The sequence below is a fragment of the Thermaurantiacus sp. genome (genome assembly GCF_053487655.1).
The window spans coordinates 1-23,138 of sequence record NZ_JBRCLD010000041.1; the positions used below are offsets into that span (position 1 = coordinate 1).

The 23,138-nt window shown below is 66.6% G+C and carries 24 protein-coding genes and 1 tRNA gene; 14 read left to right on the forward strand and 11 right to left on the reverse strand.

Annotation, left to right across the window (positions count from 1 at the left end):
- Positions 1-1,013, reverse strand: a 1,013-nt coding sequence (locus ACWIQA_RS04050) for a pyridoxal phosphate-dependent aminotransferase (RefSeq protein ID WP_448581820.1), incomplete at its 3' end; no start/stop codon positions are given.
- 123 nt (positions 1,014-1,136) lie between these two features.
- Between ACWIQA_RS04050 and ACWIQA_RS04055 the strand changes: the two genes are divergently transcribed.
- Positions 1,137-1,574 (forward strand): abscisic acid-deficient protein Aba4 family protein, encoded by a 438-nt coding sequence (locus ACWIQA_RS04055; RefSeq protein ID WP_448581786.1) that lies wholly within the window; start codon positions 1,137-1,139, stop codon positions 1,572-1,574.
- Here ACWIQA_RS04055 and ACWIQA_RS04060 read toward each other — a convergent pair.
- The 4 genes from ACWIQA_RS04060 to ACWIQA_RS04075 form a co-directional block, all read right to left on the reverse strand.
- On the reverse strand, positions 1,571-3,781 hold the full coding sequence (locus ACWIQA_RS04060) for a GmrSD restriction endonuclease domain-containing protein (protein WP_448581787.1): 2,211 nt from the start codon (positions 3,779-3,781) through the stop codon (positions 1,571-1,573). The genes ACWIQA_RS04055 and ACWIQA_RS04060 overlap by 4 nt on opposite strands.
- A 101-nt stretch (positions 3,782-3,882) precedes the next feature.
- A tRNA-Gly gene (locus ACWIQA_RS04065) sits at positions 3,883-3,956 on the reverse strand.
- A gap of 40 nt (positions 3,957-3,996) precedes the next feature.
- Positions 3,997-4,446: a PEPxxWA-CTERM sorting domain-containing protein gene (locus ACWIQA_RS04070; protein WP_448581788.1), complete on the reverse strand. Its 450-nt coding sequence runs from the start codon at positions 4,444-4,446 to the stop codon at positions 3,997-3,999.
- A gap of 101 nt (positions 4,447-4,547) precedes the next feature.
- Entirely contained in the window at positions 4,548-5,261 is a 714-nt protein-coding gene (locus ACWIQA_RS04075) for a YggS family pyridoxal phosphate-dependent enzyme (RefSeq protein WP_448581789.1), read from the reverse strand.
- Between the two features lie 78 nt (positions 5,262-5,339).
- Between ACWIQA_RS04075 and ACWIQA_RS04080 the strand changes: the two genes are divergently transcribed.
- Positions 5,340-5,885: a thiamine phosphate synthase gene (locus ACWIQA_RS04080; RefSeq protein ID WP_448581790.1), complete on the forward strand. Its 546-nt coding sequence runs from the start codon at positions 5,340-5,342 to the stop codon at positions 5,883-5,885.
- On the opposite strand, the gene ACWIQA_RS04085 is transcribed toward ACWIQA_RS04080, so the two are convergent.
- Positions 5,858-6,649: a hypothetical protein gene (locus ACWIQA_RS04085; protein WP_448581791.1), complete on the reverse strand. Its 792-nt coding sequence runs from the start codon at positions 6,647-6,649 to the stop codon at positions 5,858-5,860. The two genes, ACWIQA_RS04080 and ACWIQA_RS04085, sit on opposite strands and share 28 nt — an antisense overlap.
- 330 nt (positions 6,650-6,979) lie before the next feature.
- Here ACWIQA_RS04085 and ACWIQA_RS04090 point away from each other — a divergent pair, with 330 nt between their 5' ends.
- From ACWIQA_RS04090 to ACWIQA_RS04115, 6 genes are read left to right on the forward strand one after another with little or no spacing between them, the layout of a single operon-like run.
- Positions 6,980-7,393 carry a DUF3576 domain-containing protein gene (locus tag ACWIQA_RS04090; protein WP_448581792.1) on the forward strand — a complete coding sequence of 138 codons (414 nt, stop codon included), beginning with the start codon at positions 6,980-6,982 and terminating at the stop codon, positions 7,391-7,393.
- A gap of 10 nt (positions 7,394-7,403) precedes the next feature.
- A complete protein-coding gene (gene leuS / locus ACWIQA_RS04095) occupies positions 7,404-9,956 on the forward strand; it encodes a leucine--tRNA ligase (protein WP_448581793.1) in 2,553 nt (850 codons plus the stop codon).
- Positions 9,956-10,453 carry an LPS assembly lipoprotein LptE gene (gene lptE, locus ACWIQA_RS04100; RefSeq protein WP_448581794.1) on the forward strand — a complete coding sequence of 166 codons (498 nt, stop codon included), beginning with the start codon at positions 9,956-9,958 and terminating at the stop codon, positions 10,451-10,453. The genes leuS and lptE overlap by 1 nt, the downstream gene beginning before the upstream one ends.
- On the forward strand, positions 10,425-11,504 hold the full coding sequence (locus tag ACWIQA_RS04105) for a hypothetical protein (protein ID WP_448581795.1): 1,080 nt from the start codon (positions 10,425-10,427) through the stop codon (positions 11,502-11,504). Before lptE ends, ACWIQA_RS04105 begins: the two co-directional genes overlap by 29 nt.
- A gap of 11 nt (positions 11,505-11,515) precedes the next feature.
- Positions 11,516-12,742 carry a sensor histidine kinase gene (locus ACWIQA_RS04110; protein ID WP_448581796.1) on the forward strand — a complete coding sequence of 409 codons (1,227 nt, stop codon included), beginning with the start codon at positions 11,516-11,518 and terminating at the stop codon, positions 12,740-12,742.
- A 1-nt stretch (position 12,743) separates the two neighbouring features.
- Positions 12,744-13,538 (forward strand): LytR/AlgR family response regulator transcription factor, encoded by a 795-nt coding sequence (locus ACWIQA_RS04115; protein ID WP_448581797.1) that lies wholly within the window; start codon positions 12,744-12,746, stop codon positions 13,536-13,538.
- A 92-nt stretch (positions 13,539-13,630) separates the two neighbouring features.
- Here ACWIQA_RS04115 and ACWIQA_RS04120 read toward each other — a convergent pair whose 3' ends face one another.
- Genes ACWIQA_RS04120 through dnaK form a run of 3 tightly spaced genes read right to left on the reverse strand, consistent with a single transcriptional unit; the run spans position 13,631 to position 17,291 of the window.
- Entirely contained in the window at positions 13,631-14,164 is a 534-nt protein-coding gene (locus ACWIQA_RS04120; protein WP_448581798.1) for a TIGR00645 family protein, read from the reverse strand.
- 48 nt (positions 14,165-14,212) lie between these two features.
- On the reverse strand, positions 14,213-15,352 hold the full coding sequence (dnaJ, locus tag ACWIQA_RS04125; protein WP_448581799.1) for a molecular chaperone DnaJ: 1,140 nt from the start codon (positions 15,350-15,352) through the stop codon (positions 14,213-14,215).
- A 37-nt stretch (positions 15,353-15,389) separates the two neighbouring features.
- Positions 15,390-17,291: a molecular chaperone DnaK gene (gene dnaK / locus ACWIQA_RS04130; RefSeq protein WP_448581800.1), complete on the reverse strand. Its 1,902-nt coding sequence runs from the start codon at positions 17,289-17,291 to the stop codon at positions 15,390-15,392.
- A 229-nt stretch (positions 17,292-17,520) separates the two neighbouring features.
- Here dnaK and ACWIQA_RS04135 point away from each other — a divergent pair, with 229 nt between their 5' ends.
- Both ACWIQA_RS04135 and ACWIQA_RS04140 read left to right on the forward strand, forming a co-directional pair.
- A complete protein-coding gene (locus ACWIQA_RS04135) occupies positions 17,521-18,018 on the forward strand; it encodes a copper chaperone PCu(A)C (RefSeq protein ID WP_448581801.1) in 498 nt (165 codons plus the stop codon).
- A complete protein-coding gene (locus tag ACWIQA_RS04140) occupies positions 17,987-18,565 on the forward strand; it encodes a vgr related protein (protein WP_448581802.1) in 579 nt (192 codons plus the stop codon). Before ACWIQA_RS04135 ends, ACWIQA_RS04140 begins: the two co-directional genes overlap by 32 nt.
- Here the strand turns inward: ACWIQA_RS04140 and ACWIQA_RS04145 are convergent.
- Positions 18,513-19,034, reverse strand: a complete 522-nt coding sequence (locus tag ACWIQA_RS04145) for a nucleotide exchange factor GrpE (RefSeq protein ID WP_448581803.1) — start codon at positions 19,032-19,034, stop codon at positions 18,513-18,515. The two genes, ACWIQA_RS04140 and ACWIQA_RS04145, sit on opposite strands and share 53 nt — an antisense overlap.
- Positions 19,035-19,036: 2 nt before the next feature.
- The gene (gene hrcA, locus ACWIQA_RS04150; RefSeq protein ID WP_448581804.1) at positions 19,037-20,104 is read right to left on the reverse strand and encodes a heat-inducible transcriptional repressor HrcA; all 1,068 of its coding nucleotides are present in this window, start codon (positions 20,102-20,104) and stop codon (positions 19,037-19,039) included.
- Positions 20,105-20,205: 101 nt separating this feature from the next.
- Here hrcA and rph point away from each other — a divergent pair, with 101 nt between their 5' ends.
- The 4 genes from rph to ACWIQA_RS04170 all read left to right on the forward strand — a co-directional run bounded on the left by rph (position 20,206) and on the right by ACWIQA_RS04170 (position 23,137).
- Positions 20,206-20,922: a ribonuclease PH gene (rph, locus tag ACWIQA_RS04155; protein WP_448581821.1), complete on the forward strand. Its 717-nt coding sequence runs from the start codon at positions 20,206-20,208 to the stop codon at positions 20,920-20,922.
- Positions 20,919-21,527 carry an RdgB/HAM1 family non-canonical purine NTP pyrophosphatase gene (gene rdgB / locus ACWIQA_RS04160; protein WP_448581805.1) on the forward strand — a complete coding sequence of 203 codons (609 nt, stop codon included), beginning with the start codon at positions 20,919-20,921 and terminating at the stop codon, positions 21,525-21,527. Before rph ends, rdgB begins: the two co-directional genes overlap by 4 nt.
- A 149-nt stretch (positions 21,528-21,676) precedes the next feature.
- Entirely contained in the window at positions 21,677-22,843 is a 1,167-nt protein-coding gene (gene hemW / locus ACWIQA_RS04165) for a radical SAM family heme chaperone HemW (protein WP_448581806.1), read from the forward strand.
- A gap of 48 nt (positions 22,844-22,891) precedes the next feature.
- Positions 22,892-23,137, forward strand: a complete 246-nt coding sequence (locus ACWIQA_RS04170; protein ID WP_448581807.1) for a hypothetical protein — start codon at positions 22,892-22,894, stop codon at positions 23,135-23,137.
- Position 23,138: the final 1 nt, after the last annotated feature.

Genomic DNA, 23,138 nt, shown 5'->3' on the forward strand with positions numbered 1-23,138 from the left:
CCGAAGGCCGAGCCGGGCAGCACGCAAACGCGAGCCTCCTCGAGGAGGGCGCGGGCAAAGGCAAGATCATCGCCGCCGACATGGAGGAAGACGAACATCCCCCCGTCAGGCGGGGCGAGCGTGCAGCCAGGAAGGCTGCCAAGCGTGTCGGCTGCCAGCCCTGCCCGCCTTGCGAAGGAAGCGCGATAGGCGCGAAGTTCCGCCTCGGGCACGGCGAGCGCGGCAATTGCTGCATCCTGAACGAACGGGGCAACGCCGAAGATGGCCGCAGCCGACCACTCCTCGAACGCCGGCATAAGGCATGCGGGCGCAATCGCCCAGCCAATGCGGAACCCCGTCATGGCATGGCTTTTCGACAGGCTATCGAGCACGATGGTCCGCCCCGGCGGCCCGTGGACAAGCGCTGAGACATGCCCACCCGAATAGGTGAGCGCGCTATAGACCTCATCTGAGATGAGCCAAAGGTCATGGGCCAGACAAAGCGCAGCAAGGGCGCGGAACCCAGCGGCATCGATGGTGCGCCCGGTCGGGTTCGCCGGTGAGTTCACGAGCACGGCGCGAGTCCGCGCTGTGATCGCCTGCGCGAGCCGCCCAACATCGAGCGCAAACGCCGGCGGGTCCATCGCAACGCCGACCAGCCGGGCACCGGCCGAGGCCGCGGTCCCGGCATAGGTGGCATAATGCGGATCGGGCGAGAGCACCTCGTCCCCCTCGCCGCAGACGAGATGCAAGACGGCTGCAAGTGCTGCCTGCGCGCCGGGGAGCACCACAACTTCGTCCGCTGCCACACCTCGAGCCTCAGCGATGGCCCGGCGCAGCGCCGGCTCGCCCAGCAGCGGCGCATAGCCGGTGCGGCCCGCGGCCAGCGCCGCCTGCGCCGCCGCAATGGCCGCCGCCGGCGCCGGCGCTTCCGGCTGGCCGATCGAAAGCGCGATGATGTCCCGCCCTTGGGACTGCAGCGCGCGGGCCCGGTCGAGAATGGCGAAGGCCTCAGCGCCTCCTGCGGCAAGCATTGGCGCCACGCGCGGCGAAAGCGGCGGCCGACCATTGGCCGCTGGCCGCGACGCTGTTTGCCATTCCCCGCCAATGCCGCCTAGGCTTGCCACGCCCCTAAGCCCTAGCGGAGGACATGCGCCATGGCCAATGCCGAAACCCTCTTCTCGCTCGCCAGCAGCGCGGCGCTCCTCGGCTGGGCGATCCTCGCGGTCGCGGTGTTCCTGCGCGCCCGCGACCTGCTTGTTGCCGCCGCCCGGCTCGTCGCCGCCGTCCTCGCCGGCCTCTATGTCGCGCTTCTGGTCCGTGGAGTGGCGCTCGGCCCCAGCCTCCCAGAGGGTGCCGGCTTCTCGACACTCGCCGGGGTCGAGGCCCTCTTCTCCCGCCGCGAGGCGATCCTCGGCGGCTGGATCCACTTCCTCGCCTTCGACCTCTTCGTCGGCACCTGGGAGGCCGAGGATGCAGGCAAACGCCGCATGCCCGGCTTCCTCCTCCTCCCCTGCCTCGTCATAACGCTGCTGGCAGGCCCCGCTGGCCTGCTCCTCTACCTCGTCTCAGCCCTCTTCTGGCGCAAGCGCTAGCCGGCCCGGTCCAGTTGGGCCTTGAACCACAGGATCGCCGCCTCCCCGTCCCGCCGGGCGATTTCCGAAACCGCTCGGCTGTGGCGGATCCCGTTGCGCAACTCGGCCAGCTGCCCGAACCGCGCTGCCAGTTGCTCGCGCGTTCCGAAACGTGCCGAGAAGGCAGGCCACGCCGCCTTTGCCGTGATGACGCTCTCCAGCTCCCGAAGATCCAGATACTGGACCCGTCGCATGGTCTCTGCTTCGGCCTCCGTGGTATCGAGCAGGCCCCGCCGACGGTCCTTCTCCATCCGCTCATCGACCTTGGCGGCAATATGCTCGGGAAAGGCTGCGCCGTGGCGGTCCACTGCCTCGACCACCAGCCCCCGCAGCGCGAGCTCGATACGCTCGATTTCGGAGTCGAGCTCGCGCAGCGACGGCGAGAGGTCCAGCCGCGCTTTGACCAGAAGATTCTCGATCGCTTCCAGAATGGTCCGCTTGCGCTCGGCGATGAAGGTTTCGAAATCGGCCCTGGTGAAGGGATCGCGCAGCAGGATGTCGAACGCGGTCGGCGAGATGAAATGCGTTTCGAGATTTGCCCTGACGGCTGCTTCCCCACTGCTCGCAATCAGCGCCGGCAGATAGGCATTGGGCAACTTGTCGTTGATCCATCGCCGGTTGGTCTCGCGCTTGAGCGGCGCGCGGTTCAGCACGCTGTCGATCAGTGGCCCGACGCCATTGGCCTGCCCCCACGACGAAGGCACCACATGGTGATCGTCGATCGCATCCGGCTCGGGGAAGGTTCCCGAGACCCAGTCCCGCGCGCCGCCGATCACGAACAGGTTGAAGATGGCGCGGTAGACGGCGCTGGAGCTTCGCGTTTCGCGCTCGAGATCGAGCCGGCGGAAGGAGCTTTCAAACTCGCCAATGACGGGCGGGATGGCCTCGTCAGCTTCGAACCAGCGCCCGAGATCGATGAAGTCGCGCGTGCTCCGGGTTTCGACTGTGCTCGAGTAGCGGTTGGTGAAGATCGATGCCCAATACCAGCGGTTCAGCTTTCGTCGCGCCTGCAATTGCCGCTCGGCAGGCAACCCGCCGATCCGCGCATTGATGGCTGCGAACGCCGGCAGGATTGAGGCGTAGGGCAGAAACCGTCCGGCGGTCACGCCAAACTCCTGGGGGTGCCGGAGCAGCCGCAACGCCTGCTCCAGCGCTTCGACGGCGTCGTTCCACCGGGAAAGAAAGGCCGAAGAGTCCGCAATGATCACCCTGTCCCGGCGACCGCCGTCCGGATCGCGGAACGTCCTAGGCACGCCGGGCACAAGATAGTAGAGATACTTGGGAGAGCAATATTCTTGCGCGAGAATGGACATAACCATCAGCACGTAAATGTTCATCCGATCAGATTCAGCGAACTCAAGCCTATCTGCGACCGAACGATACAAAAGCTTTAGCTTGATATCCTTGGGCTTCAGAAGTGAATTCAGTAGGTCGAATGCGTCAAGACGAACCCCCTTGCTGTTAATCTGCGTAAAAATATCACATACCTTTTCAATCTCAAGGTCGCGGTCGAGCTCAATATAGGATATCTGATACTGCTCGATGATGTCCTTGATCTGCTCGATGAAGCGCATCCCGTTCTCGGCAAAACGTATCGCCTCGGGCTCTTTGCCCGCTCTGCTTCGCCAAAAGCTCTCGTAACCTTGCGCCCAGCGAAAAATCTCAAACCCTCCCTTCCCGACGATAGCGAGGGGAAACCAGTGATTCTCGAATTGACGCTCGGGAACTTCCAAGATCTGGCGACACCATCTGTTTCCCCAATCCTGCCGGAAGGCATTATCGAAGTCCTCCTCCATGAAGCGGGCGACGTCGATGGAGAAGATGAAGCGGTTCTGCCGGCCCGGAAGCACCTTGTCGGGGGCATGAAAGGCATAGTGTATCGCTGTCAGCCGCTGCTGGCCATCCAGAACAATTTGAACCGGAGTTCCACCACCCGGGTGGCCGTAGATAGGTTCGGTCGAGAGGCTTTCGAAATTCTTGCGCGTTCCGCGCCAGAGCAGGAGACTGCCGATGAAAAAATCTTGGAAAATCGAAGCCATCAGCCCGCGGATGTCGGCGGCCGACCACTCGAATTCCCGCTGAAAATCGGGAATGACGAAATGCCCCTCGCGGATGCGCTGGAGCAGGGTGTTGAGGCTGACATGGTCAGGCTTCTGGGCGTGTTTCAAGCTGATCCCCCAAGCGAACTTGAGCGGGAGAGGAAAGCATGGCTGTATCGTTCTGCCAAGCTTGATCCGCGCGGTCAGCCGGTTGCCGCGTTGCCCCTGGCTGGAGCGGGTAGCGGGAATCGAACCCGCGCGTTCAGCATGGGAGGCTGACAGGCTACCACTACATCATACCCGCGCCGGCAGCAGGCGGCGCTACGGGAAAAGGGCGCCGGGGGTCAAGCGCTGGCATGCTCGCGCCGGCGCAGCGCAAGGCCGATGAGACCGAAGCCAGCCACCATCATTGCCCAGGTCGCTGCATCCGGCACCGTGCCGGGAGCCGGCAGGCTCGGCGGCGGCCGCACCGTGGTCGGCGCCACAAGCAGCGGCCAATCCGTGCCCGCTTCACCGACACTCGGGAGCGCGCCAGGGCGTGGCAGGGGTGCCGCCATCGGCCGGGCAACGGGCCCCGCCTCGGCAAGCTCGGGAAAGAGCCCCGTGCCGAGCGGCGCCACAACCACTGGGCAATCGGGCAGCTTCGGCTTTGGCCGCGCCGCCGCCGGGCGCGGCTTCGGCTTTGTTGCGCGCGCTTCGCGGGCCGCCGGCGCTTTCACGGCCTGCACCGTCACCACCGATCCAGCGCCAATTCCACCAGCCAGCAACAGCGCACAGAATTCCTTCAGTCCCATCGTAAGTGTGCACCCATTGTAAAAGGGCGACTCTGCGCCCTGCGACCTCTACGGCAAAATGCAGCCGGATTTGCCCCAGAACAAGGGCGCTCTACATTTGTTTACAACATCTTGTCGGAATCAAGGTTAATAGGCTGTACGCGTGCGCCGAACAGTGCCGAGCCGATCCGCACATGCGTGGCACCAAGCGCTGCCGCAATGTCCCAGTCGCTGCTCATCCCCATGCTGAGGCGCTCGAGGCCATGCCGCTGCGCCAGCTCCCGCAGCAGCGCGAAGAAGGGAGCCGGCTCGCGGTCCACTGGCGGCACGCACATCAGCCCCGCCACCTCAAGCCCCGCTGACCGCGCCTCGGCGAGCAGCGCTGGCAAGGCTGCGATCGCCACGCCGCCCTTCTGCGGCTCATCGCCAATGTTGACTTGGGCGAACAGGAGTGGCTGGCGGCCGGCCTTGGCGCATGCCCGTGCCAGAGCGGCAACCAAGGACGGGCGGTCGAGTGAATGGATGGCATCAAACAGCGCCACCGCTGCAGCCGCCTTGTTCGCCTGCAGCTGGCCGACAAAATGAAGTTCCACATCCGGCCATTCGGAGCGCAGCGCCGTCCACTTGGCTTGCGCTTCCTGCACGCGGTTCTCACCAAACACCTGGTGGCCGGCCGCAAGGAATGGCTGCACCGCATCAGGCGGAACGCCCTTCGCAACAGCCACCAGCGTCGGCGGCGGATGGCCACCGCGCGCAGCCGCAGCGGCCAGTCCGCGCTCGAGCGCAGCCAGCCGTTCGGCCGGCGTGCCGGACAGTTCCGGGGGGCGCGGGGCCATCGCCTTCTTCACCGCCCCCGCCTAGACTTGCGGCCCATGCCTAGGCAACCGCGTCCCCGGCTTCCTGCGCTCTGGCTCATGACCGACGAACGCCTCGGCGACCGGCTGTTCCCGGCCATCGCGGCGCTGCCGCGCGGCAGCGGGATTATATTCCGGCACTATGGGCTTGCGCCTGCCGCCCGCCACGCCCTCCTGGGCGAGGTCGCGGCCGCAGCGCGGCGGCACGGCCACTGGCTGGTCGTGGCCGCCCCACCCCCTGGCACGCGGGCTGCAGCCGTGCACCTTCCCGCCCATAGCCGGCGCCTGCCGCAGCCCCGCCCGCGGCTGCTCACCATGGCCGTGCATACCCTGCAGGAGCGCGCCCGCGCCGGTCGAATGCGTGCGGATCTCCTCTTTATCTCGCCCGTGTTCAAAACCGCTTCCCACCCGGGGGCCCGGCCGCTTGGAGCCCACGGCCTTGCCCGTCTTGCCGCCCGCGCGCCCGCCCCCGTGATTGCACTGGGCGGGATGACGGCGCCTCGGTTCCGCCGGCTCCAGTCAGCCCTGCCGCTCCATGGCTATGCCGCCATCAGTAGCCTTTCCGGCTGCCCGCAGGCTCAGAAGGCGAGCGCGCCGCCCAGATAGACTCGCTCTTCCTCGCGTTTCGGCTCGAGGAGACCAGAGCCCGGAGGCGCCGTGCGATAGCGGACTCCGCCAGTCACCGAGAAGGTCCGCGAAACATTGACTGCGCCAGTTGCCTCAAGGCCGAAGCGCTCGCCGGTCTCGGGTGCCGGGACCGGCGCATAGAGGATCGGGCCGCGCTCGGCGGATGCCACAATCCCGGTCCGCCAGCGCCGGCCGCCGTATGAAAGGCCGACATCGAGTTCCTGCCGCAAGGCAAGACCATTGCCGGGGTCGACTCGGTCCACCCCGCCTGAAAGCGAGAAGCGCTGCCAGCCGAGCGCCATGTCGACGCTGTAACCGCTCGGGCCGGAGGCGGGGCGGCTGGCGGCCCCCAGCACCGTCCGCAAAGCTGGCGCTGCCGGTTCGGCGGAAGCAACCACCGGGCGCGCCACCACGCCAACCGTCACAGGTCGACCGTCCATCGAGCGCGAGGGCGTGAAGCGGAAACTCCGCTCCGGCCCGGAAATGGCCCCAGGCGTGCGCGCCGCGGCCCCGCCGCGACCTGGAGCCTCGCGCGGCAGCGTGAAGTTGAACCGGCTGAAATCGAGCGGTTGCACAGCCGGCGCATCCGTCCGCGGCCGAAACCCAGGGACATCGGCCGCATCCGCCTTGCGCGCGGCCGGCACAGCGCCAGCTGCAAGCGCTGCTGGCGTGGCAAGCAGCAGCAAGGCGAGGGCGGCAATCCGCACCCTCTCCATCTCGCCTGATTCGACCCGCCGTGCCATACACCCCCTCTACTGCACTGAGCGCAGAAGTCCCACGCCCTGCCGCCCTGGCTCGAGTCTTTGCCGCATTCCTGCCCGGATTCGAGCTCCGGTGTGGCTGGCCTGCAACGACCCGGCCGCCAAGCGTTCCTGCGCGCGTGGATAGGATGCTGGCGTGAACGCCTGATGACGGGTATGCGCCCCTGCGGCAGGGAAGCGCTGTCAGCTGGTGGCACGCTGGGTTGGCGCCTTGGCAAGACAACGGGAGTAGAAGGTTTGCGTGTTTACATCCGGCCTTCCTGCGCGACGTCCCATTCCAGGGCACGCACCAGTGGCAGGGCGCGCTTCGTCTTGGCGGTTTCCCTGGCCTTGGGGCTGCTCGGCGGCTGCGAGCGCAGGAGCCGGCCAGAGCCGGCTGTTGCCCGGCCGGAGATCACGTCGATTGGCGTCAACAGCTGGCTGTGGCAGTCGGCGCTGACCACGCTCAAGTTCATGCCGCTGGCAACCGTCGATTCGGCGGGCGGAGTGATCGTGACAGACTGGTATCAGAATCCGAACCAGCCCGATGAGCGGATGAAGGTGCAAGTGTTCATTCTCGATGCCGCGCTCAGGGCCGATGCGCTGCAAGTGTCGGCCACGCGCCAGGTTCGGCAGGGCGGGGAGTGGCGGCAGGCGCCTGTCCGGGCCGGCACTGTGCAGCGCCTGGAAGAGATTATTCTCGAACGCGCCCGCGCCCTGCGCCAGGCTGCAGTCGCCCCACGCTGACTGAAGCGCCATGGACGCACCCACCCCCCAGCCGCCTGCCGCAGACGCCTTCGATCCCGCTGCAGCCGATGTCCGTTGGCAGCGAGTCTGGGAAGAGCGCGGCACCTTTCGTGCCCCGCATGAACCGACAGGCCGGCCGCGCACCATGGTGCTCGAGATGTTCCCCTACCCCTCGGGGCGAATCCACATGGGCCATGTCCGCAACTACACCATGGGGGATGTGCTGGCGCGCGTGCGGCGCATGCAAGGCCATGATGTCCTCCACCCCATGGGCTGGGACGCCTTCGGGCTTCCGGCGGAAAATGCCGCCATCGCCAAGGGAGTGGACCCGGAGAGCTGGACTCGCGCCAATATCGAGGCGATGCGAGCGCAGCTGAAGCGCCTCGGCCTCGCCATCGACTGGAGCCGCGAGCTCGCCACTTGCGACCCCGACTATTATGGCCGCGAACAGGCCCTGTTTCTCGATCTCTTCGAGGCCGGGCTCGTTGTGCGGCGCGAGGCGGACGTGAACTGGGACCCCGTTGACCAGACCGTGCTCGCCAACGAGCAAGTGATCGATGGCCGCGGCTGGCGGTCCGGCGCTCCGGTCGAACGCCGCAAGCTCACCCAATGGTTCCTGAAGATCACTGACTTCGCCGAGGAGCTGAACGCCGCGCTCGCGCATCTCGACGGCTGGCCCGAGAAGGTCCGGCTCATGCAGGAGAACTGGATCGGCAAGTCGCGTGGCCTCAAGTTCCGCTTCGATCTTGCCGCGCCGCCGCCTGGTGCACCCACCAGCTTCGACGTCTTCACAACCCGGCCCGATACGCTGTTCGGCGCGAGCTTTGCAGCCGTTGCTCCCGATCATCCGCTCGCCATCGCCCTTGCCAAGACCGACCCGGGCCTCGCCGCCTTCGTGGCCGAATGCCGAAAGACCGGCACGGCTGCTGCGGCAACCGAGACGGCCGAGAAGCGCGGGCATGACACCGGGCTTTCTGTCCTCCATCCGCTTGCGCCCGGGCGGCAGCTGCCCGTGTTCGTCGCCAATTTCGTGCTTCTGGACTATGGCACTGGCGCCATTTTTGGCTGCCCGGCGCACGACCAGCGCGACCTTGATTTCGCTCGCAAATATATGCTTCCAGTGCCCCGCGTGGTCGCCCCCCCCGGCGACGAGGCGGTGCCCATCGGCGACGAGGCCTATGTCGGGCCGGGCCGGCTCATCAATTCGGACTTTCTTGACGGAATGGAAGTCGAAGAGGCCAAGGCTGCCGTTATCGCCCGCGCTGAGGCCGAGGGCTGGGGCACTGGTGCAACCGTCTTTCGCTTGCGGGACTGGGGGGTTTCGCGCCAGCGCTACTGGGGCACGCCCATTCCCATAATCCACTGCAAGGCCTGTGGCGCCGTGCCTGTCCCGCGCGACCAGCTTCCTGTCACCCTTCCCACCGACGTCCGGTTCGACCGGCCGGGCAAGCTGCTCGACCTTCACCCAAGCTGGAAGCATGTCCCCTGCCCAAGATGCGGCGCGCCTGCCGAGCGAGACACCGACACGCTCGACACCTTTGTTGATTCTTCCTGGTATTTCCTCCGCTTCGCTGGCCCTTCGGCCGACGCCCCGTTCGACCGCGCCGAGGCCGAGAGCTGGCTCCCCGTCACCCAGTATATCGGCGGGATCGAGCATGCCATCCTTCATCTCCTCTACGCCCGTTTCTTCACCCGCGCGCTCCATCGCATCGGCCGCATCGGCTTTGCCGAGCCCTTCGCTGGCCTTTTTACGCAAGGAATGGTCACCCACGAGACTTTCCGCGACGCAAGCGGCCAGTGGCTCGAGCCTTCCGCTGTCACGCGCCGTGGAGACAAGTGGGTGGTGGCCGCAACCGGGGCCCCGGCCTTCGCTGGCCGGGCCGAGAAGATGTCCAAATCGAAGAAGAATGTGGTCGATCCCGACTCCATCATCGACCGTTTCGGCGCTGATGCCGTCCGCTGGTTCATGCTCTCCGACAGCCCGCCTGAGCGCGACCTCGCCTGGTCGATTGCCGGCATCGAGGGGGCCGCCCGCTTCATCCAGCGGCTATGGCGGATTGCCCGGCTGGCTGCCGACAAGGCCCCAGGCGAGGACATGGGCCTCCGCCGCACCGCCCACAAAACCATCCATGGCATGACGAGCGACATCGACCGGCTCCAGTTCAACAAGGCCGTCGCCCGCGCCCATGAGCTTGCCAACGCCATCGAGAAGGCCGCACCTTCGGCCGACCGGGCCTTGGCCGCCCGCACCCTCCTCCTCTTGGTTGCCCCCATGGCCCCCCATGTTGCCGAAGAGGCCTGGGCCGCACTCGGGGAGACCGGGCTTGTCGCGGATGCCGCCTGGCCGGTTGCAGACCCCGCCCTCTTGGTTGACGAGGAAGTGACTCTTGCAATCCAGGTCAATGGCAAGCTCAGGGACACGATCCAGGTTCCGCGCGGCCTCGACCGCGCCGAAACCGAAGCCCGCGCCCTCGCGGCACCCGGAGCCCTTCGCGCACTCGCCGGCCGCGCCCCCAAGAAGGTCATCGTCGTCCCCGACCGGCTGGTCAATCTGGTCGGCTGATGCGCAGGCCTGCTGCCCTTCTGCTTGCGCTTCTCGCCCTGCTGCCTGCTTCCTGCCAGCTCCAGCCGGTCTATTCCGCTTCCCGAGGGACAGAAGCGGGCCTGCTTGGCGGAGTTGAAGTCGCCCCCATCCCCGAGCGCACGGGCTTCCTCGTCCACGACCAGCTCGTCACGCGGCTTCAGTCCACCCGCGGCGGCAGCAAAGCGCGCTACCGCCTGACCGTTGTCCTCGACGACCGCATAGAAGGCTTCGGTGTGCGCGGCGACAACTCGATCGTCCGCGAGCGCCGCACGTTGCGAGCGCGCTACACGCTCACCGATCTCGAGACTGGCAGGCCAGTGCTGGAGGCTGTCGCCGGTGCTGATGCTGGAATCGATGTCGTCTCCTCCGAATATGCAGTCGTCGCTGCCGAAGTGACGGCAAGCGAGCGCCTTGCCGAGGCGATTGCAGACCAGATCGTCGGCCGGCTTGCCATCTTTGCCCGCCGCGGCAGCTGAAGCGATGCTCCTCAAGGAAAGAGCCTTTCTCGCCGCGCTCGACAAGCCGGATGAGGCCGTCCGGCTGTGGCTTGCCTGCGGCCGCGATGCCAGTGGTGCTGCCGAGCTTGCGCGCCTGGCCCGCGCCGCGCTCGCCCCCAGCTCCGACCAGGTCATCCATATCGATTCCGCCGAGCTCGAAGCCAACCCCGGCTGCCTCGTCGATGCCGCCTGCGCCCTCTCGCTCTTCGGCAGCCGCCAGCTCATCCGCATCGATGACGCAAGCGACCGCATTCTCACGGCTGTCCGCCTTCTTCTCGAGGCCCCCACGACTGCCAACCCGGTCGTGATTGCAGCTGGTGATCTCGCCAAGAGTTCGCCGCTGCTCGAGCTTGCAACCCGGCATCCGCTTGCCCGGGCAGTGCAGGCCTGGCCGCTGGGCCCCGAGGCGGGGCGGGATCGGGTTGCCGATGCCGCGCGTGCGGCTGGCCTTCGCCTTGCCAGCGACCAGCATGAAGCACTTTGGGCAGCAGCAGACGGGGACCCGCAGCGCCTTGCCCGGGAAATCGAAAAGCTCGCAACAGCAACCGAGGCAACACCAGCTGCTCCTCGTGACGTGCCAGCAGATCTTTTCCAGGCCCTTGTCAGTGGCACTGAGAGCGAGAGTATCGACCGCCTCATCGTCGCCCTCATCCGCCAGGATGCCCGCGCGCTCGATCGCGAGCTCACGGCCCATGGCAGCGCCAGCCTCATTCCCCTGTTGCGCGCAGCAGGCCGCCGGCTCCTTCTCTTGCAGGCGTTGCGGCGCGCGATGGACAAAGGCGCCAGCCCGCGCGCCGCTGTCGAGGCGCGCCGCCCGCCGGTCTCTCCGCGCGAGCTGCGTGATGCCCTTGCAACAGCGCTTCCCCGCTGGCCCATGGCTCGGATCGAGTCCGCGCTTGCCACCCTCGTTGCTGCCGAGCGGGCAATGAAGGCGCCCGCAAGCGCCGGCGATGTCCTCGCCCGTGCGGCACTCGTTGCGATTGCGGCCTCGCCGCCGGCTGCGCTTGGCCTTTTCCCCTTGCCATCCTAATCTTCTCGGGCATGGCCTCGCTCCCGCTCGACCGCCGCGGCTTCTTCGCCGACCGGAACCGGGCTTTCTGGACTCTCCAGATCGCCGGCTGGAGCGGCTATTTCCTGCTGCGCACGCTGGGTGGGCTTGCGAATGCCATGGGCGTTGCCTTCATCCTGCCGGCCATCCTTGTCACCATCACTGGCTTTTCCATCACCCTCCTCATGGCCGCCGCCTACCGGCGGATTATCCGCATGAAGCCGGTCTGGGTCTGGAGCCTGACCCTTCTCATTGTGATGGCTGGGGCCATCCTCTTCTCAACCATCGAAGTCTGGGCCCATGCCACCTTCTATCGGCCCGACTGGCGCCCGGTCGGCGTCGAATTCCTCGGCGCCATCCTCTTGACCCTTGCCGTCCTCGGCGCCTGGACTGCACTCTACTTTGGCATCAACTATTATCTCATGCTGGATGAGCAGGCCGAGCGCTTCGCCCGCCTGGAGAGCCAGGCGAGCCGCGCCCAGCTTGAGATGCTGCGTTACCAGCTCAACCCGCACTTTCTCTTCAACACCCTCAATTCTATCTCCACCCTCGTCCTTGTCGGTGATACCGAAAAGGCAAACGCGATGCTCTCGCGCCTCTCCTCCTTCCTGCGCTACACGCTGGTCGGCGAACGCGCCGGGCTTGCAACCGTCGCCCAGGAAGTGGAGGCGCTCCGGCTCTACCTTGAGATCGAGCGCATCCGCTTTGGCGAGCGGATGCGGGTCGCCTTCGACGTGACGCCCGAGGCCGAGGCCGCACGCCTGCCTTCGCTCCTGCTCCAGCCTTTGGTTGAAAACGCAGTCAAATATGCGGTCACGCCGCAAGAAGACGGCGCCGACATCCTCATTTCCGCCCGGATCGAACGCGGTCGCCTTCTCGTCGAAGTGGCAGACACAGGTCCCGGCCTCGGCCCGGGCGGGCCCGGGCCAAGCCATGTCGGCACTGGTCTTGGCCTTGATAATATCCGCGAGCGGCTGCACCAAGTCTATGGCGCTGACCACCGTTTCGAGCTGGCGCCTGCGCTTGGTTCAGAGGCGGTTCAGGCCGCCGCAGCGAGGGGGCAGGCTCTGGGGCCGGGGCTTCGAGTGACAATCGATGTGCCCTGCCAGCTCGCCGGTGAGCCAGAGCTGGCCACCAGTCCCACCAGCAAGACCCCATCCTCCAACCTCGCGGCAACTGCTGCTGTTGCAGGTCTGCGCGAACCACGAGAGGTTGCTTGACATGCCCATCCGTACCCTTCTCGTTGACGATGAGGCCCTCGCGATCCAGGGCCTTCGCCACCGTCTCGAACGCCACTCGGACATCGAGATCGTCGGCACGGCAATGAACGGCCGCGAAGCGATCCGCGCCATCCGCACTGAGCGGCCTGATCTCGTCTTCCTCGACATCCAGATGCCGACGTTCGACGGCTTTGCCGTCCTCTCCGCGCTTGCCGACATCCCGCCGCCGCTCGTCATCTTCGTGACCGCCTTTTCCGACCACGCCATCCGCGCCTTCGAGGCCGAAGCCGTCGACTATCTCATGAAGCCCGTCGAGGAGGACCGGCTTGCGCAGTCGCTTGACCGGGTGCGGGCGCGGCTTGCCGAAAAACGCCTCTCCGAAGAGGCGGAGCGGCTCGCTGCCCGCCTGGCCGAAGTGGACCCGGAGGCTGTCGCTTCCCTCGAGCTTCCTTCCGAAGGAGGGCCAGAGCGCTACGAGCGCGTCATCAGCGTGCGCGACCAGGGCCAGATCTTCCGAGTCGATGTCGACACGATCGAGAAGATCGATGCTGCCGGCGATTATATGTGCCTTTCGACTGCCGAGCGAACGCTTGTGCTGCGCGAGACCATGAAGGACCTCGAACGCCGGCTTGATCCCCGGAAATTCCAGCGAGTCCACCGCTCGACCATCGTCAACCTCGACAATGTCCGTCAGGTGAAACCCCATACCAACGGCGAATGTTTCTTAACCCTGGCCTCGGGGGCAACGGTCAAGGTCTCCCGCTCCTACCGCGAAGTCGTCGCCCGCTTCCTCTGAGCGCAACCCAAGCTCGCTTGCAAGCCATAGCGCCTTCGCTGCAATGCCGGGAGCGGGCACGCCAAGGCAGACGAGCCTCAAACAGGTGAGGGCTACTTCTTCCCCTTGGCTTGCGCCGAAATCCATTCCGAAAGGGCGGATAACAGCGTTGAGACCACGAAGGTGACATGGACGATGACAAGCCAGAACAGCGTCTCAGGCGCAGGCGCGTTGGGTCCGCCAATGCCCATGAACAGCTTCAAGAGCTGAATGCCGGAAATGGCGACAATCGAGCTGAACAGCTTGAGCTTGACATCGCCAAAGCCGAGCGCGCCCATCCACCCTGGCCGCTCGGCCTGTGTGTCGATGCGCGAGACCATCATTTCGTAAGATGCCAAAACCACGATCACGACGAGATTGGCAACAAGCGCAATGTCGATGAGCGCCAGTGTCGCCAAAATGACGGTATCAAGATCAAGCGTCACCAGCTTGGGAAGATAGGTCAACAGCCCCTTGACGAAGATGACAAACAGCATCGCAAGCGAAAGCAGAAGCCCGAAATAGAAGGGGACAACGAGCCAGCGCGAAGCGAACAGGGCGCGCTCGATCGCCACTTGCCAGTTGGGCTCGGCGGGTTTCTGCTCCATGGAGTCTCGCCCTGCGGTGCCAGGCCCTGAAACGCAAGCACCGAAGATTCAGTTTGCCCGTCCGTCGAGCGCGTCCTTCACGCGCTCCCAGAAGCCCTTGGCCTTGGGGCAGTTGGCCTCGCCTTCTTCAATGCAGCGGAACTCTTCCAGAAGCTCCTTTTGCCGGGCCGTCAGCTTCGTCGGCGTCTCAAGCTCAACTTGGAGCACAAGGTCGCCGGGGCTGCTGCCATTGAGGCTGGGGAAGCCGCGGCCGCGCACGCGGAACTGCCGGCCAGTCTGGGTTCCAGGCGGAATCCGGAGCTCAACTGGCGCCTGGTCAAGGCCGGGAATCACAAGCGTGCCGCCCAGGGCTGCGGTCACGAAGCTGACCGGCACCTGCGCGAACAAGGTGGTGCCGTCGCGCTTCCACAACGGGTGCGGGCGCAGGTGGACGAAGATGTAGAGGTCGCCAGGCGGCGTGCCGCGCGGTCCGGCTTCGCCTTCCTGCGCCAAGCGGATGCGGGTGCCGTCATCAACGCCGGCCGGCACCTTGACCTTCAGCGTCTTGCGCCGCTGGATCCGGCCGTCGCCATGGCAGGTGGCGCAGGGGTCAGACATCTGGACTCCTTCGCCATGGCAGCTGGGGCACGTGCGCTCGACGACAAAGAGACCGTTTTGCATCCGCACCTGGCCCCGCCCGCCGCAGGTCGGGCAAGCGATGACGCGGGAGCCCGGCTTGCCGCCCGAGCCACCGCAGGCATCGCAAGGAACAGCCGTCTCGAACGCGATCTCGACTTCCGTGCCATGGAAGGCGTCCTCGAAGGCGACTTCGAGATCATAGCGGATGTCATTGCCCCGCTGCGGCCGTCGCGCGCCGCGGCCGCGGCCCATGAGGTCGCCAAAGACGGAATCGAAGATGTCGGCAAAGCCGCCAGCGAAGTCATCAAACCCATTGCTGCTCCGGCCGCCCCCCATGCCGCCCTGGAAGGCAGCATGGCCGAAGCGGTCATAGGCGGCGCGCTTCTGCGGGTCCTTCAGCACATCCCAGGCCTCGTTCACTGCCTTGAAGCGTGCCTCAGCCTGCGGATCGCCGGGGTTACGGTCCGGGTGCCAGCGCATCGCTGCCCGGCGATAGGCAGCCTTGAGCGTCGCCTCGTCGGCGCCGCGTGGCACTTCCAGGAGTTCGTAATAGTCGATCTGGCTCTGCAAGCGGCCGATCCCTCAGCAGTCAGCAGCCTTCTGGAATTTACTTCTTGCTGTCGTCCACTTCGGTGAAATCCGCGTCGACCACATCCTCAGCAGGCGCCGCAGATGCATCCGCCGAGGACGCAGCCTTGGCCTGCTCGGCTTCGTAGATCGCCTGGCCCATCTTCATGGCAGCCTGGCCGAGCGCCTCCGTCCTCGCCTTCAGTTGCGCCGCGTCCCCGGAATCGAGCACTGCCTTCGCATCCGCAATCGCGGCCTCGACTGCCGCCTTGACGTCCGCTGACACCTTGTCGCCATGCTCGGCAAGCTGGCGTTCGGTCGTGTGGATAAGGCTGTCGGCCTGGTTGCGCGCTTCGGCCAGCTCGCGCCGGGCCTTGTCTTCGGCGGCGAACTGTTCGGCCTCCTTCACCATCCGGTCGATATCCGCCTGGGAGAGACCGCCAGAGGGCTGGATCCTGATCTGCTGCTCCTTGCCGGTGCCCTTGTCCTTGGCTGAGACCGAGACAATGCCATTCGCATCGATGTCGAAGGTGACCTCGATCTGCGGCACGCCGCGTGGCGCGGGCGGGATCCCGACGAGATCAAAGGCGCCGAGCAGCTTGTTGTCGGCTGCCATCTCGCGCTCGCCCTGGAACACCTTGATGGTCACCGCCGACTGGTTGTCGTCGGCGGTTGAGAAGATCTGCGACTTCTTGGTCGGGATGGTGGTGTTGCGGTCGATCATCCGCGTGAAGACACCGCCCAGCGTCTCGATGCCAAGCGAGAGCGGAGTCACGTCAAGGAGGAGCACATCCTTCACATCGCCCTGGAGCACACCAGCCTGGATGGCAGCGCCCATCGCCACGACTTCATCGGGGTTGACACTGGTGTTGGGCTCGCGGCCGAACAGCTCTTTGACGAAGGCGCGCACGGCCGGCATGCGGGTCATACCACCCACCAGGATCACTTCGTTGATCTGGCCGGGGGCAAGCCCGGCTTCCTTCAAGGCATCCTGGCAGGGCTTGCGAGTCCGCTCGATGAGGTCGATGACCAGCTTCTCAAGATCAGCGCGAGAGATGGTCTTGACAAGATGCTTGGGGCCAGTCTGGTCGGCCGTGATGAAGGGCAGGTTGACTTCCGTCGACGCCGAGGAGGAAAGCTCGATCTTCGCCTTCTCGGCAGCTTCCTTGAGGCGCTGGAGGGCAAGACGATCATTCCGAAGATCAATGCCCTCGTCCCGCTTGAATCCGTCGGCAAGGAAATCGACCAGCTTGGCATCGAAGTCCTCGCCACCAAGGAAGGTGTCACCAGACGTCGACTTCACTTCAAAGACGCCGTCGCCCAGTTCAAGGATCGAGATGTCGAAAGTGCCACCGCCCAGGTCATAGACGGCAATCGTCTTCGCATCCGCACGCTTGTCGAGCCCGTAGGCGAGCGCGGCGGCAGTCGGTTCGTTGATGATGCGCAGCACTTCAAGGCCAGCGATCTGGCCTGCATCCTTGGTGGCCTGGCGCTGGGCGTCGTTGAAATAGGCCGGGACCGTGATGACGGCCTGGGTCACCTTTTCGCCGAGGTAGCGCTCGGCCGTCTCCTTCATCTTCTGGAGAATGAAGGCCGAAATCTGGGAGGGCGAATAGTCCTTGCCGCCGGCGTGGACCCAGGCATCGCCATTGGGGCCAGCGACAATCCGGTAGGGCACAAGGCCCATGTCCTTCTTGGTCATCGGGTCATCGAAGCGGCGGCCGATGAGGCGCTTGACTGCGAAGATGGTGTTCTCGGGGTTGGTGACGGCCTGGCGCTTGGCCGGCTGGCCAACGAGGCGCTCGCCATCCTTGGCAAACGCGACCTGGCTCGGCGTGGTCCGCGCGCCTTCCGCATTTTCGATCACTTTGGCGGTCGCGCCTTCCATAACCGCAACACAGCTGTTCGTTGTGCCCAGGTCGATTCCGATGACCTTCGCCATGCCTCTGCCATCCTTGTTCTGCGGCCGCTGCCGCGCCGGCGGCGCGGCCCATGTGTCGCTCCTGTTGCAGCCGGCACCTGGCCGGCTCGCCTTTCGGATATAGGTCGAGGCAATGCCGCATCAATGGGCCGCAGGCTCTGCATGGCAGGCCCCAGCGTTCGCGACAATTTGGGTGTTGCGCAAGCGACCAGCCGGTCCCTATGCCCGCGCTTACGAAACGGAGCGTCCCATGCGATCGACTATCTTCTCGCGCAATCTCGGGCTTGCAGCCTTCGCTGCTGCCATCGTGCTGCTTGCTGCAGCGCTCGCTGGCGGCAGTGGGCTGGTGGTCCCGGCGATGGCACAGGCGAGTGCCCCCAAAGTCGCGGGCGCCTGGCTCCGGCTTCCGGCTGCGAGCGGGCGGCCGGCGGCCGGCTATTTCGAGCTTTCGGCAACGCCGGGCGATGCGCTCGTTGCGGCAAGCTCGCCGCGTGCCGGCCGCATCGAGCTGCATTCGATGACGTCCGTTGATGGCGTGATGCGGATGCGCGCTGAAAGCCAGTTCGAAGTGCCAAGCTCAGGGCGGCTCAGCTTTGCGCCGGGCGGCAATCACCTGATGCTCTTCGACCTTGCCGCCGGGCTGAAGCCGGGCGACAGGGTGCCGGTCACACTCCGCTTTGCAAGTGGCGCCGAAGTGACAGTCAATGCCGAGGCGCGTGCGCCGGCAACTTCTGGCCATCAGCACTGAGGGGAAATCGACGCCGGCTGGCGGCTGCCGCGCGCTGACCGCCGGCGAACGGGCGCTTGCTGCGCGCGTGTTCGGCACTGCACTTGCCGTTGATCCCGTGCGGCTGCACCGGGCCAAATGGTGGATGTGGCAGCCAGCCTGGATCGCCATGGCGCCAGACGGCCACATCTGGTTCCACCCCAATGGCACCGACTGGTCCGAGGATTTCAGCGCCGAGCCCTTGGGGTTGCGCGGCCACTTCGTCCACGAACTGGTGCATGTGTGGCAGCATCAGCAAGGCGAGAACCTCCGGTGGCGGCGGCCGCCGTTTGCGCGCTACCGCTATCTGCCGCTGGTCCCCGGCAGGCCCTTCTCCGCCTATGGGCTCGAGCAGCAGGCCGAAATCGTGCGCGAGGCCTATCTGCTTGCCGAGGGCTGGCAGCTTCCCGGCCGGCCGCCGCTTGCGACCTATGTTGCGCTCGTGCCGTTCGCTGCTGGCCTTGCTGGCCCCTCTCTCAGCTCGCCTTCGCGACACTCACAAGCGCCGGGCGCAGGAGCCGGTCCTTGAGAAGCCAGCCCGACTGCAGCTCGGCGACCACCGTTCCCGGCTCGGCCTCGCTTTCGACTTCGACCATGGCCTGGTGCTGCATTGGGTCGAGCGGCAGCCCGACAGATTCCACCCTTCGAATGCCGTGCCGCTCGAAGACATGGAGCATCTCACGCTTCACCGCCTCAAGCCCAGAAACCAGCGGCTTCAGCGCGACATCAGGCTCGGCGGGAAGGGCTGCAAGCGCGCGCTCCAGATTGTCGGCAACGACAAGCATGTCGCGCGCAAAGGCGCTCGCCGCATAGGCGACGGCCTCGGCTTTCTCCCGCTCGAGCCGGGTGCGCGTGTTCTGCGCTTCCGCCAGCGCCCGCAAGGCATGCTCGCGCTCGAAATCGCGCGCCGCGGTCAGCGCCACGATCTCCTCGCGGGCGAGCCGCAGCTGCTCTTCCAGTGGCAGCTCTTCTGCCACTTCGCTCGTTTCGTCGTTCATCCTCAACCCATCAGTCTGGACAGCCGGCTGGCCGTGAAATCGACCATGGGCACGACTCGGGCATAGTTCAACCGGGTCGGGCCAATCACGCCCACCACGCCGACCACCCGGCCGTCGGCGCCGCGATAGGGCGCTGCCACCACCGACGAGCCGGAGAGCGCAAACAGCTTTGTCTCGGCACCGATGAAGATCTTGAGCGCGTCCGCTGCGCGGGCTTCATCGAGCAGGCGCGCAAGCTGGGCCTTGGTCTCAAGCTCCTCAAACAGCAGCCGGGCGCGATCGAGATCCTTCGAATCCAGCAGATGCGCTTGGCCACGGACGATGAGGACCGGGCCGCTTTCATCGCGGCTCCAGGCCGCCAGCCCCTCCTCAACCAGGTTCGCCGTCAGCCGGTCGAGCTCGGCGCGGCCGCTTGCGATCTCGGCCCGCAGACGCTCCGCAGCGCCGGCAAGCGTAAGCCCGGAGAGACGGGCATTCATGTAGGCCTCGGCCTGCTGGACTGCGCTTTCCGTCAGCGGCTCCTCGAGCTCGATAATTCGGTTCTCAACACTGCCGTCGGCGCCAACCAGCACCGAGAGCAGCCGCCCCGGGGACAGCGGCACCAGACTCAGCTGGCGAATGACGGCATCGGCCTTGGGAACCGCCACCACGGCTGCGCACTGGGCAAGACCCGAGAGTGCTCCCGTGGTGCGGGAGAGCACCTCCTCCAGGCTTGCGCCCTTCACTTGCGCTTCGGCCTCGATTGCGGCCACCTCCTCGGGACTCGGCTCTGCAACCTGCATCATGGCATCCACGAACAGGCGCAAGCCCCGCTCGGTTGGCATCCGCCCGGCCGAGGTGTGGGGGGCAGCAAGAAGGCCCAGTTCCTCGAGATCCTGCATCACATTGCGGATCGAGGCAGCCGAGAGGTTGAAGCCGCCGTGGCGCGCAAGTGTGCGCGAGCCCACGGGCTCACCAGTTGACAGGTAGGATTCGACAATATCGCGGAAGATGGCACGCGCCCGCTCGGAGAGGTCACCGACCGAGCCGGTCATCTGGTCTGGAGCCGGAAGCGGGCCCGCCTTCATCATGCCTGAATCTACGCCATCGCCAGGCCACCCTCAACTGGCGCCAGTTGCCGCCCACCCCCTGGCGCCGCTAGATGCGGCGCACCCTAGCTGAAAGTCCCGCCATGCGCCCCTCCGGCCGCGCTCCAGACATGATGCGCCCTGTTGAGATCATCCCGCATGTGAACCCGCATGCGGAAGGGTCGGCGCTCGTCAAGTTCGGGGCAACCCATGTGCTGGTAACAGCGTCCGTTGAGGAGCGGTTGCCGCCCTGGCTCCGCGGCAAGGGCGAAGGCTGGGTGACCGCCGAATATGGGATGCTGCCGCGTGCCACGCACACGCGCGGCGAACGCGAAGCCGCGCGCGGGAAGCAGTCAGGCCGCACCCAGGAAATCCAGCGCCTCATCGGCCGGTCGCTGCGCGCCGTCACCGACCTTGCCCTTCTTGGCGAGCGGCAAATCACCCTCGACTGCGACGTGCTGCAGGCCGACGGCGGCACCAGGACAGCTGCGATTTCGGGCGCATGGGTAGCGCTCAGACTGGCGCTGGACCGGATCCATGCCGCAACACCGTTCGCAGCCGACCCGCTCGAGCGCGCTGTTGCTGCCGTCTCGTGCGGCATCTTCAAAGGCGTGCCCATCCTCGACCTCGACTATGCCGAGGACTCCGCAGCAGCAACGGATGGCAATTTCGTCCTCACCTCCGACGATCATCTGGTCGAAGTGCAGGCGACTGCCGAGAGGGCCCCGTTCGACGAGGAAACTCTGCTCCGGCTGCTGCGTCTGGCGCGAATCGGCTGCGCCGAGATCTTCGCGTCTCAGCGGGCAGCAGTCGGGCGATGAGGCTCGCGCGCCCCGAGCGGCTTGTGATCGCCACCCACAATCCCGGCAAGCTCGCCGAGATTTCCGCCCTCCTCGAGCCGCTCGGTATCGCGTGTATCGCCGCTGGCACGCTCGGTCTTGCCGAGCCAGCCGAGACCGAGACGAGCTTTGCCGGCAATGCGCTTCTGAAGGCGCGGTTCGCGGCCGAGGGTTCGGGCCTGCCGGCGCTCGCCGACGATTCCGGGCTGTGCGTCGAGGCGCTTGGCGGGGAGCCGGGCGTCCACACCGCCGACTGGGCCGAGACCGGGGCCGGCCGCGACTGGGCGATGGCGATGCGGAAGGTCGAGAACCGGCTGGCAGCCCTGGGGCCGGGCGCATCACGGCGGGCGGCCTTCCACTGTGCGCTGGCGCTGGCCTGGCCGGATGGCGCCCATGCGCTGTTCGAGGGGGTGTGCCCGGGCAAGCTGGTGTGGCCGCCGCGGGGGGACCGGGGCTTCGGCTATGACCCGATGTTCGTGGCCGACGGCGAGCAGCGCACCTTCGGCGAGATGGAGCCCGAGGCCAAGCACGCCATCAGCCACCGGGCGCGGGCGTTTGCGAAGCTGGTGGCAGCGTGGGGCGGGTGAGCGCGCCGGCCGGGGCGGTTGCGAGTCGGCGAACCATGGCTGTGCCATCGCTCCAGCCGCTTGCGCCGGAGTCGTCGGTCGGAACCGCGTTCGACGGCAAAGCCGCCGAAGCGGCTCCGCCGGCCGGAGCTTCAGCGAGTCTGGCGACGATGGCTCCGCCATCACTCCAGCCGCTTGCGCTCTATATCCACTGGCCCTTCTGCAAGACCAAGTGCCCCTATTGCGATTTCAACAGCCATGTCCGCGCCAAGGTGGATCCCGCCGACTGGGAAGCAGCCTATCTCCTCGACCTCGCGCATGAGGCGGCGGCAACAGCCGGCCACCGGCTGGCCTCGATCTTCTTCGGTGGCGGCACGCCGTCCCTCATGCCGCCGGCGCTCGTCGCGCGGCTGATCGAACGGGCGGTCGCGCTCTGGCCGGCGGAACCGGGCCTCGAAATCACGCTCGAAGCCAATCCCTCCTCGGTCGAGGCGGCGCGGTTCGCCGATCTCGCGGCGGCAGGGGTGAACCGGGTCTCGCTCGGCCTGCAGGCCCTTGAGGATGCAGCACTGCGCTTCCTCGGCCGTCCGCATGATCTCGCTGAAGGGCTCGCAGCGCTCGAAGTGGCACAGCAGCGCTTCGCGCGGGTCTCGATCGACCTCATCCATTCGCGTCCCGGCCAGACGCCGGAGGCGTGGGCGGCGGAACTGCGCCGTGCGCTGGGCTTCGGCACTGGGCATCTCTCGGCCTACCAGCTCACCATCGAGCCTGGCACGCGCTTTGCAAGCCTTGCTGCAAAAGGTCTGCTCGCCCTCCCCGATGAAGAAGCGTCGGCTGCCATGCTGGAGCTGACAGCGGAGCTTTGCGCGGCCGCCGGCCTGCCGCTCTATGAAGTCTCGAACCATGCCCGCCCCGGCGAGGAAAGCCGCCACAACCTGCAATATTGGCGCTATGGCGCCTACGCCGGCGTTGGCCCCGGTGCGCATGGAAGGCGCGGCGGGCGGGCGACCGTGCGCTGGAAGCGGCCGGAAGCGTGGCGCGACGCGGCCCTGCGTTGCGGCCATGGCATCGAGACCGAGCTTTCCGTCACACCGGCAGAGGCCGCGCGCGAAGCCCTTCTGATGGGGCTGAGGCTTGCCGAGGGCATCGACCCCGTGCGGTTCAAGGCGGCAACCGGCGTGCCGCTCGCCGCTGCGGTGGATGGTGCGGCCCGCGCCCGGCTCGAAGGTCTCGGGCTTCTCATGCCCGGGCCCCGGCTGGCAGCCACTGCCGCAGGGCGCATGGTGCTCGACAGCCTGGTTGCCGCGCTTGCCCTCGATCCCTTGGCGCCATCTTGATCCCAGGCGGGCGGATCGCCACATCCGCTGCCTGAGCAGGAGACCAGCATGATCGGCCAGATTGTCACTGCCCTTGCCGGGCGCAGCCTTGCCCGCACTGTCGGCGGCACCGGCGCTGGGCCGATCGGCGCCGTCGTCGGCGCGGCACTTCCAACCGCCATTCCCTTCATCGCCCGGCGGCTGGGGCCAGTCGGCATGGTCGCAGCCGCAGTTGGAAGCTATGTTGTCGCCCGCGCACTCGCAAGACGGGCAGGGTCGAAAGCCGCGCCACCCCCTCCGCCGCCGCAGGCCTGAG